The organism is Pseudomonas sp. GD04158 (assembly GCF_029834875.1).
GTDB lineage: Bacteria > Pseudomonadota > Gammaproteobacteria > Pseudomonadales > Pseudomonadaceae > Aquipseudomonas > Aquipseudomonas hydrolytica.
The window spans coordinates 36,048-51,024 of record NZ_JAODYT010000018.1 but is presented as its reverse complement, the minus strand read 5'-3'; the positions used below and the strand labels follow the sequence as shown (position 1 = coordinate 51,024).

General features: G+C 58.2%; 13 protein-coding genes and 1 other RNA gene. 9 read left to right on the top strand and 5 right to left on the bottom strand.

Annotated features, from left to right (window positions below; translation table 11 throughout):
• Window positions 1-8: 8 nt before the first annotated feature.
• On the bottom strand, window positions 9-2,924 hold the full coding sequence (locus N7333_RS09715; RefSeq protein WP_279858749.1) for an ATP-binding protein: 2,916 nt from the start codon (window positions 2,922-2,924) through the stop codon (window positions 9-11).
• Window positions 2,925-3,055: 131 nt separating this feature from the next.
• Between N7333_RS09715 and ssrA the strand changes: the two genes are divergently transcribed.
• Window positions 3,056-3,412: a transfer-messenger RNA gene (ssrA, locus tag N7333_RS09710) on the top strand.
• A gap of 184 nt (window positions 3,413-3,596) precedes the next feature.
• Window positions 3,597-4,856 (top strand): integrase domain-containing protein, encoded by a 1,260-nt coding sequence (locus N7333_RS09705; protein WP_012017844.1) that lies wholly within the window; start codon window positions 3,597-3,599, stop codon window positions 4,854-4,856.
• A 57-nt stretch (window positions 4,857-4,913) separates the two neighbouring features.
• Here N7333_RS09705 and N7333_RS09700 read toward each other — a convergent pair whose 3' ends face one another.
• The 3 genes from N7333_RS09700 to N7333_RS09690 form a co-directional block, all read right to left on the bottom strand.
• Window positions 4,914-8,084, bottom strand: a complete 3,171-nt coding sequence (locus N7333_RS09700) for a DEAD/DEAH box helicase (RefSeq protein ID WP_012017843.1) — start codon at window positions 8,082-8,084, stop codon at window positions 4,914-4,916.
• Window positions 8,081-8,866: a hypothetical protein gene (locus tag N7333_RS09695; RefSeq protein WP_012017842.1), complete on the bottom strand. Its 786-nt coding sequence runs from the start codon at window positions 8,864-8,866 to the stop codon at window positions 8,081-8,083. The genes N7333_RS09700 and N7333_RS09695 overlap by 4 nt, the downstream gene beginning before the upstream one ends.
• 236 nt (window positions 8,867-9,102) lie before the next feature.
• Entirely contained in the window at window positions 9,103-9,252 is a 150-nt protein-coding gene (locus N7333_RS09690; RefSeq protein WP_021488266.1) for a hypothetical protein, read from the bottom strand.
• A 168-nt stretch (window positions 9,253-9,420) separates the two neighbouring features.
• Between N7333_RS09690 and N7333_RS09685 the strand changes: the two genes are divergently transcribed.
• From N7333_RS09685 to radC, 5 genes are all read left to right on the top strand, one after another.
• Entirely contained in the window at window positions 9,421-9,747 is a 327-nt protein-coding gene (locus N7333_RS09685; RefSeq protein ID WP_012017841.1) for a hypothetical protein, read from the top strand.
• 92 nt (window positions 9,748-9,839) lie between these two features.
• Window positions 9,840-10,808 (top strand): DUF932 domain-containing protein, encoded by a 969-nt coding sequence (locus N7333_RS09680; protein ID WP_012017840.1) that lies wholly within the window; start codon window positions 9,840-9,842, stop codon window positions 10,806-10,808.
• Window positions 10,809-10,894: 86 nt separating this feature from the next.
• Window positions 10,895-11,899: a lambda-exonuclease family protein gene (locus tag N7333_RS09675; protein ID WP_012017839.1), complete on the top strand. Its 1,005-nt coding sequence runs from the start codon at window positions 10,895-10,897 to the stop codon at window positions 11,897-11,899.
• 88 nt (window positions 11,900-11,987) lie between these two features.
• Window positions 11,988-12,884, top strand: coding sequence for a hypothetical protein (locus N7333_RS09670; protein WP_012017838.1), 897 nt, complete (start codon window positions 11,988-11,990; stop codon window positions 12,882-12,884).
• A gap of 41 nt (window positions 12,885-12,925) precedes the next feature.
• Window positions 12,926-13,423: a DNA repair protein RadC gene (radC, locus tag N7333_RS09665; protein ID WP_003241511.1), complete on the top strand. Its 498-nt coding sequence runs from the start codon at window positions 12,926-12,928 to the stop codon at window positions 13,421-13,423.
• A 28-nt stretch (window positions 13,424-13,451) separates the two neighbouring features.
• Here radC and N7333_RS09660 read toward each other — a convergent pair whose 3' ends face one another.
• Complete coding sequence (locus tag N7333_RS09660; protein ID WP_003241510.1) at window positions 13,452-13,697, bottom strand: helix-turn-helix transcriptional regulator; 246 nt, start codon at window positions 13,695-13,697, stop codon at window positions 13,452-13,454.
• Window positions 13,698-13,777: 80 nt separating this feature from the next.
• Here N7333_RS09660 and N7333_RS09655 point away from each other — a divergent pair, with 80 nt between their 5' ends.
• Window positions 13,778-14,122, top strand: coding sequence for a hypothetical protein (locus tag N7333_RS09655; RefSeq protein WP_012017837.1), 345 nt, complete (start codon window positions 13,778-13,780; stop codon window positions 14,120-14,122).
• 94 nt (window positions 14,123-14,216) lie between these two features.
• A complete protein-coding gene (locus N7333_RS09650; protein ID WP_003241504.1) occupies window positions 14,217-14,846 on the top strand; it encodes a hypothetical protein in 630 nt (209 codons plus the stop codon).
• The last annotated feature ends 131 nt before the right edge of the window (window positions 14,847-14,977 follow it).

The window sequence follows — 14,977 nt, the reverse complement described above, 5'->3', positions numbered from 1 at the left end:
GGGCTCGCTCAATAGCCGCTGTACAGCAAGCCCAGCGCGACCTGACGCACCTCCTGCAGATCCACCGGTTTGCTCAGACAGGCCGAAGCGCCGCGCGCGCGGGCGTCCTCGAACAGACGGGCGTCGGCCACAGCACTGATCACCAACACCGGTATCTCGCGTAGCCGGGGATCGGCACGCATGCTGTCCAGCACCTCCAGTCCGCTGCCGTCGGGCAGATCGATATCCAGCAAGACCAGGGCCGGCTCGCTGCTCTGCAGTTCGGCCAGGGCTCGCTGGCACGAGCTCACGCCGCGCACTTCGGCGAACTCGCGCAGGGAAGCCTGCAGGATTTTCATGCAAGCCGGATGGTCCTCCACGCACAGCACCTGCACCAGGCGCTGACGCGGCTGGGCGGGCTCGTCTGCGGCATCGCTGGTCTCGCCCTCCGGGCTGGCGGCACTGGGCAGATCGAGCCAGAAGCGGCTGCCCACTCCCGGCTCGCTGCGCAGACCGATCTCGCCCTCCATCAGGCTGGCCAGTTCCCGGCACAGCACCAGGCCGATGCCGGTGCCGGGGATGTTGGAACTCTCCCGACCAAGACGCTGAAACGGCTGGAACAGCTGCGCCTGCTGCTCGGTGGAAAGCCCAGGCCCGGTGTCATCGACCCACAGGCGCACACAGTCGGCACGCACTTCATACCCCATGCGGATCATCCCGCGCGGGCTGTTGTACTTGATCGCGTTGGAAAGCAGATTGAGCAGAATCTGCCGCACCCGGCGCGGGTCACCCTGCACGAACAGCGGCGGCTGGGCAGGCTCCATCACCTGTAGCTGCAACTGCCTCTGCTGCACTTCGGGCAGCACCAGCTCGGCACAGCCGTTGAGCAGACCGCCGATCTCGATCGGCTGCAGCTGCAATTGCTGACGACGACTCTCGATGCTCGACAGATCGAGGATATCGTCCACCAGGGAGGTGAGATGTCGGCTGGCATTGACGATCTCGCGCGCGTAGTCGCTCTCCGGACCAGCATCGGCCTTGTCCTGGGTTTCCATCTCGATCAGCTGGGCGAAGCCGTGGATGGCGTTGAGCGGCGTGCGCAGCTCATGGCTCATGCTCGACAGAAAACGGCTCTTGGCCTGGCTGGCGGCGAGCGCTTCGAGGCTGGCGTGGCGCAGCTCTTCCTGCACCTGCTTGAGCCTGGTGATATCGACGTGGGTGCCGGCGATACGCAGCGGCCAGCCATTGTCGTCCCGCGTCAGCACCTTGCCGCGGCTGAGCAGCCACAGATAGTCCCCCTTGGCGTCGAGGTAGCGGTACTCGGCATCGAAATGCTCGTCGCCGCTCTCGGCGAAATGCTTGCGCAGATGGCGCAGCCGCTCCAGATCGTCGGGATGCACGCGCTGGTTGAATTCGCTGAGGCTCAGGTGACGGCCACCCAGGCCGAAGCGACGCACGAAGCGCTCGCTGAGCTCGATGGTCAGGTCCTGCGTATTGATGTGCCACAGACTTTCGGTGGTGCTCTCCAGCACCAGCTGTAGACTGTTCTGCGCCTCCTGACGCTCCAGCTCGCTGGCCTGCAACTGCTTGCCCGCCTGCTGAACCGCCTCGGCCAGGCGGCTGACTTCGGCGATGCGACTGTCCGGTGAAGCCGGCAGATAGTTGCCCTGCCCCAGGCTGCCGGCCATCTCCACGATACCGGCGATGGGACGGGCCAGCTGGTTGCTGAGATGCCGCGAACGCAGCCACATCAGGGCGAAGAACAGCAGGTAGAAGGCCAGCAGACCGGCGATCAGCAGGTAGCCGATCTGCATGTAGCGTTCGGCCAGCTGATTGGTCTCGTGGAAGATCTGCTCCTCGTCCACCACCAGCAGCAGACGCCAGCCGGTCTGCGGGATCTCGCTCCAGGCCACCAGTTGCTTGCGCCCGCCGAGCAGTACCTCCTGGACATTGCCGCGCCCCTCGTTCATCGCCCGCAGCAGTGGCGCCATGCCCTCGCGCTTGGTCAGATTGAAGTCCTCGGGCTTGAGCACCTCGCGGCGTACTGCCTCCTCGTAGGAATAGTGGGTCAGCTCGCGCAGACCGAAATCCAGCTCGCCGGCCGCCGGCAGCGCCATGATGTTGTGGTCATGGCTGACCAGCATGGCGTAACCCTGCCAGGGCACGTTGAGCTCCGCGATCTCGCCCAGGACCTGATCCACCGTGATATCCAGCCCCACCACCCCTTCCAGGAAATCGCCGCGGTAGACCGGGGCGATGGCTGACATCATCCAGCCCAGGCCCGCCGGATCGAGGTAGACCTCGGTCCACATCACCTTGCGCTCCGGGTTGTGCTTGGCATCGGCGAGGTAATAGAAGTTGTAATCCGGGATCACCATGTCGTGAGGGTACTGGGCCGGCGTATCGAACCAGGGGTAGATGCGGTTGTAGCTGTCCCAGCTGTTGAAATACAGCGCCGCCACCAGAGGGTTGGCCTGCTTGATCGAACGCATCAGCGGATCGACCTGCGACAGGCGCATGACCTTGGCGTGGTCCTGCTGCTCTCGCGGCGTGCTGTTGGCATAGAAGGAAGCCGCGCGCCCATCGTCGCTGCGGGTATAGAACACGCCGCTGTCGGTGCTGGCGTGGCGCCGGTGTTCCAGCTCGTCGGCCTGGAAACGATCGTCGAGCAGCGCCTGCAGGGTTGCATCACGATAGACCTGCACCAGCGACTCGATCGAGCGCAAACGCCCATCGATGATCTGCCCCTCGCGTAACGCCGCGCTGGCCAGATCCTTGACCGCGGCCTCCTGCAGATGGCCGATCTGCGTATCGCGAATCGCCTGATTGCTCAGCAGATACACCGCGATCAGTACCGACTCCACCAGAATCAACGGGATCAGCGCGCTCTGCACGAACGCTCGCCAGATCCACTGACGCAGGGGAAAGCGGCTGGAACTCGGCATGACGACTCCTTTCCATGAGGCGCGCAGCGAAGCGCGATGCGCCATCATAGCCGTCCGCGACGGAATCCGCAGTCGACGCTGAGGAACCTTTGCCGTACACTTCGCGTCCTAGCTGTAACCACGAAGGTTTTGGGGCCGATTAGGATTCGACGCCGGTAACGAAACTTGAGGGGCATGCCGAGTAGGTGACAGTTCTCGTAAATCCGCTGCCACAACTTCATAGTTGCCAACGACGACAACTACGCTCTGGCCGCCTAAGGGCGCCAGCTGACCCTAGGGGATGCCTGTAAACCCGAAGATCTGGTCAGTCATATAGAACAGGATCGCCGCCAAGTTCGCTGCAGACGTAACGGCTAAAACTCATGCAGCTCGCTCCAAGCACCCTGCCACTCGGGCGGCGCGGAGTTAACTCAGTAGAGATGGCTAAGCATGTAGAACCGATAGCGGAGAGCTGGCGGACGGGGGTTCAAATCCCCCCGGCTCCACCATTACAACATCTAAAGACGTCCACGGACGTCTTTTTTTGTGTCTGAAACCCAGCAAATACGGGACCTTCAGCGTCATAGACGTACAAAGACGTCTGACTGCATCCATGCCTTCGTGTATTCCAAATTGTATTCCAAGCCCTAAGCCAGTATTTTTTGGAATACACAAATCGCACTGGAGTACACCATGGGTGCCGCAACAACGCGCCTTTCAGACCTGAAGGTCAAAGCAGCAAAGCCCAAAGAAAAGGACTACACCTTGACTGACGGCAACGGCCTTCAGATGCGAGTGAGAATCAATGGATCGAGATTGTGGAATTTCAACTACATCCACCCCATCACCAAGAAGCGACTGAATATGGGGCTTGGCACCTTCCCGGAAGTAAGCCTTGCTCAAGCCCGCAAACTGACCATTGAAGCGCGTGAGCTCGTAGCACAGGGCATTGATCCCAAAGAGAGACGCGACGCAGATCGACAGGCCAAAAAGGCCGCAACCGAGCACACGCTGCAGAACGTAGCGACGTCCTGGTATGAACTCAAGAAAGATGCAGTAACCCCCGCCTACGCTGAAGACATTTGGCGCTCGCTTACGTTGCACGTCTTCCCCGACTTGGGCGTTACGCCGATCGCATCCATAACAGCTCCGAAAGTCATCAGCCTTCTCAAGCCGCTCGAAACTAAAGGCAGCCTGGAAACCGTCAAACGCCTTACGCAGCGACTCAACGAAATCATGACCTACGGGGTCAACTCAGGCCTGATACCCGCCAACCCACTTACCGGGATTGGTAGCGTGTTCAAGAAGCCGAAGAAAAAGAACATGCCGGCCTTACATCCCGATGAGCTCAAAGAGCTCATGGTTGCAATCGCGAACGCCAGCATAAAAAGAACCACTCGATGCCTGATCGAGTGGCAACTGCACACGATGACTCGCCCCGTTGAGGCTGCCACTACCCGCTGGGCCGATATCGACTTCGAGAAAAGGATCTGGACGATCCCGGCTGAACGCATGAAGAAACGTCGCCCGCATACGGTGCCGCTTACAGATCAAGCATTGGCCATTCTGGAAGCAATCAAACCCTACAGCGGGCACCGTGAATACGTGTTCCCTGCTGACCGCAATCCGCGTACTCACTGCAATAGCCAAACAGCCAACATGGCCTTGAAACGCATGGGCTTTGAGGGACGCTTGGTAAGCCACGGAATGCGATCAATGGCCAGTACAACGCTCAACGAGCACGGCTGGGAGCCTGAGCTGATCGAAGTAGCGCTGGCGCATGTGGATAAGGACGAAGTGCGCAGTGCCTACAACCGTGCGGACTATATCGATCGCAGGCGCCCTATGATGGCTTGGTGGAGTGAGCATATTCAAAAGGCTGCTACCGGCAATCTTTCGGCTGCAGCTATCAATCAACTTGGTGATCGAAAAATCATTCCAATACGCCGCTAAGCAGCCAGAAATTATCAGCTGATTTTCGAAGATCGATGGTTGTTTTCGAGCCCTCGCCTACTCCACTCCGTCCATGATCAGCCAAGCTTTGCGATAAACCTGTCCATCAGCGCCCAGTGCAGCACTCCACCCCTGTTCCGGCAAGGCCTCAAGGCGTTGCCGGATCAAAGGCAAGGAGTCACCTGGTTTCAATTGCATCGCCCGAGCCAAAGCTGGTGCGGCTCGGCGAGGTACACCTAGAAGGCGCAGCGAAACTGCTTCATCTGTCGATACACCGTAATACACCTGCGAGGGTAGATTGGCTAATAGGCTACGCTCGCCGTCTTCAAGCTCTGATCCTGTAATAGCAAGCAGTGCATTCAACCCCCAAGAAGAGGTATGAGCCAGCTTACCGAAGAGGTTCTGACCGCACTTGGTCAAGGCAGTAACTGTATCCGTGCCTTCCTGGCTGAAGTGCCGCTCGGCAATGGTGACCAGCTCTTCACCATTCACCCAGTCCTTCAAAATGAGCGCAAGTTTGTCGCCATCTGGCGTTTTTCCACCTAAAACTGCCTTCAGGTTATCGCGCAACTCCGGCACACGGAGCAGCACCCCCATCATGGTCTGCAGAGTGCCGTCACCAGCCTTGAACAGCCTGTCCCGATCCCATGAATCTGGCCCGATGTTACCGCGATGGGTCATGACCGTTTTGATGCTCTGCAGCGAGAAGCCCGTACTGTCTACCAGCCCTAGCGGTTGTGCAGGGCTAGCCATGTAAGAAACGTAACTGCGGATACCTGTAAGCAAACTGCGAGCAAGCTGACTGTTTGACGTGCGAAGCCGTTCAAAGCCGAAGGTGCCACGCAAGACCTGCTCGATCTGATCGGCAAAGTTGGACGGCTGCCCCATCTGGCGGTAGGTATGGGCTAGATACTGCAGAAAGCTAGACCACTCGGGATGGTGGTAAACAATCAATCCAAGGTCAGTCAGTTCACCGGCTGCAGCTTGAGCCAACTGAATCAGTGCGGAGTTCAGATCTCCGGTGTTGCGGTTGATGAAGTCACGACGTTTTTCCACGTCAGCTGCGTCTTTGGCCACCAGCGCGACCACACCCAACTGCCCTTGAGAAACACGCCCCGCCCGACCAGCAATATTCCAGAAGTCCTCCGGCGGCATGGGAACAGAGCTCTTTCCTTGCGGGTAATGAGTAGACGCCATCACCACACCGCTCACAGGAAAGTTCACCCCCTGGGCAAGGGTAGTAGTGGCTGCCAGGACATCCAGATGACCTTTCTCGAACAGCCACTCCATCAGCATCCGGACTTCTTCCGGCAGCCCGCCATGGTGCACCCCCACACGATGGGACAACAAATCCACCAACGGGAACTGCTCGCCCATCTCTGCCGCCACATAGTCCTGCACAAACCGCAAATCAGCCGACAGTTCTATGCTTCGTCCAGACTTCAGCTTATGTGCCAATCTCCAGACATTATCCGGAGTGTTGTGCATGGCAATAACCGGCCCACGGGCAGCCAGCTTGCGCGCAGCGATCGCAGCTAGCGTACCCACAGCCTTGACCTCCGTCAGCGAGGTAGCCAGGCTCTGTTCTCTGCCCAGAGGGAACACGTCATCCAGGATAATACTGGGTCGAGAAGTGTGAACTGTCTCGAAGTTCACCTGATAATCGCGACTTCGCCCCTTCTTGGCACCCGCATCTACCGCGCTGACAATACCGATAGCCCTGTCATTCGGCTGCCAGTCCACCCCAAGGCTTATGTCTTCAGAGTTCAGACCACCCAACCAGCGCGCAACTTCCCGGGCGTTCTGGATGAAAGGCGTCAACAGTAGGAACTGCGCCTCGCGGCACTCACGGTTAATAGTTGCTAGCAGCAACTCAAGCCGCAGTCCGCGCTCACTGTCCTGAATCGTGTGAGCTTCATCCACCACAACTAGTGTGAGCGGACGACCAATTTTTTCCTCCCACCCCTGGCGTAGCATCAAATCGAACTTTTCGGGCGTGGCTACAAGAACACGAAACTGAGCATCACTCTGTTGCTCGGCCAACACCCCCGCCTCGATGCCGTTGACCTCCATAGCTGGACTGACCCGCTCCACTACCACGCCTAGCGGCTGGAAATCGCGCCGTAGCTGTCGCGTAACCTGATTCACCAGTGCCCGACTGGGTGCAAGATAAGCAACCCACCCCTTGCGGTCATCAAACTGATTCAGCGCCTGCAGCATGCGAAACTGGGCAATCAGCGTCTTACCACTGGAAGTCGGCAGACTAACCACCACGGCACGGCGGCTAGATCCCAGCAAGCCCCGCTCAGCAAGCGTGCGGCGCTGAGGTGGCAGCACATCGAACAGGGCACGATCACCACGGCCACGACTGACCAACTCGCGCACAAATTTCGTCACCCTTGAGTTCACCGCACGAGTGACCGTCCACAGCGAATTCGCCTCCATCTGAGCGGCTGCCCTTGCCAACAGACGCGTTAGCGGCCCCAGCTCAAGCAACTGAGCGGTATCACAGGCCGCAATGGCACGGTCAAAGTGCGAGTCCAGCATCGGCTGAATCTGAAAACTATCCTCCACCACGCCATCGGTGATGAAGTGGGCTAGCACGTCAGCTGCTTTGGCCAAATGGTAGATGGCGATAAGCTCTAGCGCCGAGCGCTTTGCTTGCAGCGGATCGAAAGACCCCAGGTACTCTCGCTCAAACTCCTGCTGGCTGGTGCGCAGAGCAGCCACCCGCTCAAGTACGGTGTCACGGTCGTTCCAGCCTTGCTTGCGAACCAGGCGCAACCATACATCGGTAAGAGTGGCACGACAGCGCTCCCCCCAATCTGACGAGTTCAGGGGTAGCACGGGCCAAGCTTTTTTATCATCAAGCGCACGGAGCCAGCGCGCAGCATCTGCTCCCCGGTCACCAATCACCGCCAATATGGATGCCCGCAGCATGTGCGTAGCCGCTGCCATCGGAGTTTCAGGTAAGGGCAGTACCCGCAAAAGTCGGAAAGCATCTGCTGCTGCACTGTGCAGTACCGCCTGGCGATCCTTCTCATCCCCAAAGCGGTCCAGTTCCATATCCAGCACGGCCAGTTCCAGCGCAGCCACTACCTCATGAATGGTCTGAGCATCTAAATCAGGCTCTTGCGGCGTCATTTCACGGTAGAACTGCACCCGGTCAGCATCACGCAGCGCTTGTGCACGCCGTTCTGCAATCGCTTCCAGCAGCCAGTGATTCATGTTCCACATCCCTGCGTAATAACAGCAGGCAGTTGTTCAATCGGCCAAGGCAGATACAAGGCAAGTAGGTGGCAACGTGTCGGGGCATGCACGCTCTTTACAAGAGCCTTGCCGCGATTTTTCAAATCCATCTCGCTGGCTGCCTGATCGCGTATTAAAACGCCAAATAGCGCTAGATCACGATTTCCAGACTCGAAATATCGCCTGCAAGCGGAATCAAAGGCTGCCTGATATTCAGTATTCTTGACTCTAGGCAGTAACCATTTGAGCAACTGGCACAAGGTGCCGAGGTTTCCAGCAAGCGTCTCTAGCTGATGGATCATGCCACTACGCCCAGTCATAACCTGAGGCGGCCATTTATCCTCGGATGAGCATTTGACTTCACCCAATGCCAGACGATGTGATTCACCATCGCGCTGGAAGCCAACAATGTCAGCACCTGGCAAAGATGCAAAAGGATTACGCTTGTCGCGCTCATTGTTCCAGGGCAACACCACGTCATGCTGCTCCTGCAGCACTACCTCTGCCAGTGCCTCACCCGCAGCCCAATCGCGAGTTTCTGGCAGCTCTGCGTCGAGCACAGCCTGCAAGGCATCCTGCCCCATACCAGTTAGGCTAAGACCTCGAAGATGCTGGCTCAATGCAATGCTGCCTTCACTATCGTTCAGGCGTGCAGACACGGGACCTTGCAGAAAGCCATTGAACAAATCTCCAGCCTGCGCACAGTTACCTTGCCAGGAGACGCAGCCATCTGCCGACTGATATAGGGTTTGCCAAATCATGCGCGGCTCTCATCCATGTCTAAAAAACGATGCAACAGGCACTGCCTGAGAGTTCTGAGGGAGTCCGCTATCTGCATTTGGGCGACGATCCTTGACACCTGGATTATCGTGTTAGCGCTGTGCGGGCCGCAAATCGTGGCTCACAGCATGCAGCTACCAAGACAAACTAACCGCATGCCATGACCCAAGTAGAAACGGGCGCCAGATAAGCATCAAGGCTTGATCAAGCTGGCAGGCTATTCGCCTTTGCTAACCCGCTCTATTTCACGAAGAGCTATTTCGTCCAGCTCCTCAATAGGAACACCGGAATAGCCTGCTTTTTCAGCTGCTTCGTGATCGAAATCGAGGGTATTTTCCTCTTCATCGTCTTCAAAACGGTCGCTCATTTCTTGCATCCTTCTTAGCAGCAGCTCTGAGGCTGCGGAGCGACAGTTTCGTAATCTGAGCAAGTAAAAGCAATTGTCAATCAACGATGACCTTTCCTGCCGCGTTGAATCCATTTTTTTTCAGTCACACATCACCGCAATGACATCCCCACCATGGAGTCTTCAACCATGTCATTGCACTGCCCGAGCTGCGGCTCTCCTCAGGTCTCCACGCACCTCTCCGCCATGCGGATTGCTGCCTTCATCGGCATGCTGGGCGGTGCGCTGCGTGGTGCCGGTACCATCCTGCTCACTGGTCCGGCCATTGCCAGCAGCGGCCTAGCCAAACCTCCCAACGTCAACCTCAATGCCCTGTCATCGGCCATTCTCAACGGACTGGTTGGTGCTGCTGGTGGTTGTGCGATGGGCGCTCAGCTTGGTGAAAAACTTGACCGTCATGTGCTGGCCCACAACCACTGTCTGAGCTGCGGTCACCGCTTCAATCAAACGGTCTGATCCGGCCGCCCTTCTCTTTCATTCATCCCTAAATGCCGGTGCTGCGCCATGCGCAGCGCTTTATGCCGGCTATTGCTCAAAGGAAATTCATCATGGCTCATCAAGTCGAACAAATGGCTTACGTCGGCACCACTCCCTGGCACGGCCTGGGCAACAACCTGCCTCGCAAGCAACCTATCGAGGTCTGGCAACGTCAAGCTGGTATGGACTGGCAAATCCAGGAGTCGCCGGTACATTTCAAATCGGATGCTGTCGGTCATCTGGGCACGATCCATTCCTTTCCTGAACAGAAGGTGCTCTACCGCTCCGATACCAAGGCTCCGTTATCGGTAGTCTCCAACCGCTATCACACCGTGCAACCGCGCGAGGTGCTGGAGTTCTATCGCGATCTGACCGAAGTGTCCGGCTATGAGCTGGAAACTGCGGGCGTGCTCAAGGGAGGTCGCAAGTTCTGGGCGCTGGCGCGTACCGGACAAGGCACGTCGATCAAGGGCAACGATCAGGTCAACGGCTACCTGCTGCTGGCGACTTCCTGTGACGGCACCCTGGCCACCACGGCGACACCGACCACCGTTCGCGTGGTGTGCAACAACACCCTGACGGTCGCCCTGGATGGCACCAGCCGTGCGATCAAGGTGCCGCACAACACCCGCTTCGATCCGAAGGCGGTGAAGAAGCAACTTGGCATCGCCGTCTCGCAATGGGACGACTTCATGTACCGCATGCGCGCGCTGGCTGAGCGCAAGGTGCAGTGGCATGAGGCACTGGGCTACTTCATGAACGTGCTGTGCGAGGTCAGTCCGACCGGCCAACTGCCCGAGCAGTTGCCCAACGAACGCGCTTTGCGCCGCGTGCAGGAGCTCTACGAAGGACGCGGGCGTGGTTCGGATCTGGAGTCGGCTCGCGGCACTGCCTGGGGTCTGCTCAACGCGGTGACCGAGTACGTTGACCATGAGCGTCGCGCTCGCAGCACTGAGTACCGACTCGACTCGGCCTGGTTTGGCCAAGGTGCACAGGTCAAGCAACGCGCTCTGAATGCGGCCCTGCAAATGGTCGCCTGATCTTCCCCTTTTCTACTTCATCCACTCCATAACGCCCGGTCAGTTCAGCGCTGACCGGGCGGTTTTGTGTCCGCGAGGTGAACACCATGAAAGCAACGTCATTGAATGGCAGCACCAGCAAGAAACGCCCTGCCCTGCGCCTGGTCAGCACCAAGGAGCTGCCGCGCGAGGACTGGCTGCAGATCCGCAAACAAGGCATCGGCAGTTCGGATGCAGCGGCGGCGGTCGGTCTCAGTCCCTACAAATCCCAGTTGGAGTTGTGGCTGGAGAAAACCGGCCGCGACAGCAACCTGCCGAAAACCGATCCGCACGACGAGGAAAGCCCGGCATACTGGGGCAACGTGCTGGAGCCCATCGTGGCCTGGCATTACAGCAAGCGCACGAAGCACAAGGTACGTCGCATCAACGCCGTACTGCAGCATCCCAATCCGGATTTGCCCTGGATGCTGGCTAACATTGATCGCGAGGTGATTGGTACAGACGAAGTGCAGATCCTCGAATGCAAGACAGCCGGCATAAACGGGGCACGCCTCTGGAAAGAAGGCGTCCCCGAATATGTGCAGTTGCAGGTGATGCACCAGCTCGCCGTAACCGGCAAGCAGGCGGCTGATGTGGCGGTGTTGCTCGGTGGTCAGACGCTGGAGATCCATCGCATCGAGCGGGATGAGCAGATGATCGCTCGCCTGATCGAACTGGAGCGCCGCTTCTGGCAGTACGTTGAAACGGATACACCACCACCTGCCGATGGCAGTGCATCGGCCGAGCTGGCGCTGCGTTGCCTGTATCCGCAGGACAATGGCCAGGTGGTCGACTTCAGCAGCAATGCCGGTCTGGCGGCTGCCTTCCTGGAGCTGAAGGCTGTGCGTCAATCGATCTCCGAGAAAGAAAAGCGCGAGGCCGAGCTCAAGCAAATGCTGCAGCAAGCCATGGGTGAATCGACCCGTGCTGAGTTCTCCAGCGGCTACGTGAGCTGGCGCAAAGCCAAAGACAGCACCGTGCTCGATGTCGAGCGCCTGCTCCAGGAAAAGCCTTACCTGCAGGCCCGTTATCCGAAGCTCAAGGAAGGTAGTCGGCGCTTTCTGATCGGCTGATCGCCCTCTTCTACTCCATCCCTCCCCTTGGCCAGTCCATGCAGTTCGCGCTGCTGGCTGGCCTTTTTTGCTTACAAGGAGCGCCATCATGCTCAAAGGCCTGGCAATTACCCCGCCCGTACTCGGGCGCATCTCGATCGGCAAGGTCGTCGAGAAGAACGGCAAGCGCCTGCCGGAGAAAGACGATCAATTCACCATCACCTCCCAGGTGCAGGGCAAAGACGGCTGGTTGCTGCATCCACTCAATGATGAGTTACGTCAGGGCAAGGACGACAAGCTGCGCAGCATCCCGGTGCGCTTGCTGTTCAACGAACCTGAGCTGAACTTCCGCGCTGATTACACCCTGTTTGATCGGCAGAACGGTCGACCGATGTGTGTCGGCAACGGTGAAACCTGCAAGCGTATCGGTAAGGATGGCGTCCAATCGCTGCCCTGCCCGTCACCCGATGCCTGCCCTCTAGCCAAGGGCAACGCCTGCAAGCCCTACGGGCGGATGAACGTGGTGATTGGCGATGAGGACGCCCTGGGCAGCTTCGTGTTTCGCACCACGGGCTTCAATAGCATCCGCACGCTGATAGCCCGGCTGCAATACTTCCGGGCCATATCCGGTGATCGCCTGGCCTGCCTGCCGCTGGAACTGCGTCTGCGTGGCAAATCCACGCGGCAGAGCTATGGCACACCGATCTTCTACGTCGATCTGACGCTACGTAGCGGCATGACCGTGGAGCAAGCGTTGCTCACTGCACGGGAGCTGGATGAGGCGCGTCTGGCGGCTGGCTTTGATCAGGCAGCGTTGGATGCCACCGCGCGACTCGGCCTGAGCAACGGCATCTTCGAAGACGACGGTGAGGACAGCAGCGCCATTGCTGAAGAGTTCTTTCCGGACGGCCAGCCTGCCGCATCGAAGCCCGACAGCACCGTTCACACCCAGTCACTCGCCGAGAAACTCGAAGCCCAATCCCAACAGCTCGAACCGTCAGCCTAACCATAGGCGGGCCGAATCGGCTCGCCATCCGGAGACACACCATGAAATTTCACAAACTCAGGGCCGGTGAAGTCGCCGGCAATTACCTGGTGGACTCGCCTGTCAGCGAAACCGACATCCTGCGCATGGCCCAGCAGTTGGCCACTCAGCGACTTAGTAAGGGACGCGCGCTGACTGATCCACACAAAGTCAGAGAACACCTGCAGGTGCTGCTGCAGGATCTACCACACGAAATCTTCGCGGTGCTGCTGCTCGACAGCAAACACCGGGTGATCAGTTTCGAGGAGTTGTTTCGCGGCACCCTCGATGCGGCCAGCGTGTATCCGCGCGAAGTGGTCAAGACAGTGCTCGCTCACAACGCCGCTGCCGTGATCCTGGTGCACAACCACCCTTCGGGCGATCCCTCGCCCAGCCAGGCAGATATACGCCTGACGCAGACACTCAAAAACGCCTTGGTCATGGTTGGCACCACCACGCTGGACCACTTCATCGTGGGGTCAGAAGGCATCGTGTCGCTGGCTGAACAGGGCTTGCTTTAACAGATGGCAGGCGCCGTTGGGCGAGACGCTACAGATCAGCGTCCAGCAGTAAGTCAGATGGTTTACATCCAAGCGCAGAAGCGATTCGCGCAATGTTCAGAAAGGTCACATTGCGTTCCCCACGCTCAATTTTCCCCATATGGGAGCGGTCAATCCCAGCCGCATCAGCAAGTGCTTCCTGGGAGAGAGCCTGCTGCGCTCTGCGGGCACGAACAGCCTTTCCCAGACGCATCAGGCTTTGGTCTTGATCTTGAGTCGCGGAGATTCTTGGCATGACGCGAATCGTTTCGTTATGCTGCCAAAACGACCACGGTATTTACGACCCATTTCTTTGATCACACAGGGAGTACTGAAATGATGAAGCTAACTTTTCATGACCTAGCCACCGCCAAACTTCCTCAACTCATCAGCAGCAAGGAGTCTTTCGAGGTCGTAGGCCTCGGCGGCAAGTTGCTCGAAGCTGTTCGCCTGGTCGAAAGCAAGATTGAGGTCACTGGACTGACTTGCCGCGTTTACACAGCCGGACGAATTGGCCTGGCAGCAGGCAGCTTCGCAGGAGGTATCACAGGCGCATTGGGGTTGCTCACGGCCACCGGCATTGCCATGCACAACCTGCTGACACTCAGTCCTGACTACGTGATCGAGAAGTATCCGACCTACAACCGGATCGTCGTTCGCTACAAGAAAAAGAAGAAGTAACCCTCCCCGACCTAACTCTTCAGCAATCACCTACGCCACATGGCCTCCATGCAGCTTCTACCTGCATGGGCCAAATAAATGAAAAGGAGTCCTCATGACCATATTCAGGAAGTCGCTCGTAGCTCTGGGGCTGATCAGCAGCCTCCCTGCCTTCGCAGAACAAGCGGAATTCTTCGATTACACGCCCGCCATGAACGTTATGTCCTGTGACACCAAGATGGAGATCCCTACTCTGGGTCTGAGAAGGGCCGATGGCTCATTGCCGACCCGAACCGTCTACGACTGTCGGCCGGCGGGCAAGAACACACCCAGCCAAAAGCAGATGGCATTCATCAACCGGGAAACGGGGGAGCGCTTTGTAAAACACACCGCAGGGACTTTAACCCTGCAGTGTGGAGAACACGGATGCGCCCTTCAAAATGAGGTCGACGGATACACTCCCGGTGCGCTGCTTGGACAGGGACGCCAGGGGAATTACCTCATCGAAAATGGCTGGTATCTGGACTATGACGCTCAAGGCAATACCGTGGCCTATCGCAACGATGTCGGCCCCAAGAAAAATCAAGCCCCGTTCGGTAGCTCGAAGCCACGCCCGAAGAACTATGGAAAGGAAGCCTGCTATGAAGATGCGCTAGATGAGCTCGAACGCAGATTCGGCGTGCCGAACGAAGACTACTATCTAGAGCTTCAGATTCGCGAAGAATGCGGCCTGCCGCTTCAGTAAGCGAACGCTAGCATCAGCTTAGATCTCGCACCAACCGGTGCGGGATCACTTTATTTTTTGCGATTACAGTATCGAAGCCATCACTCTTCAAATGGCTGCTTTCGACAGACTCTGTTGAGAAATGGGCCGGG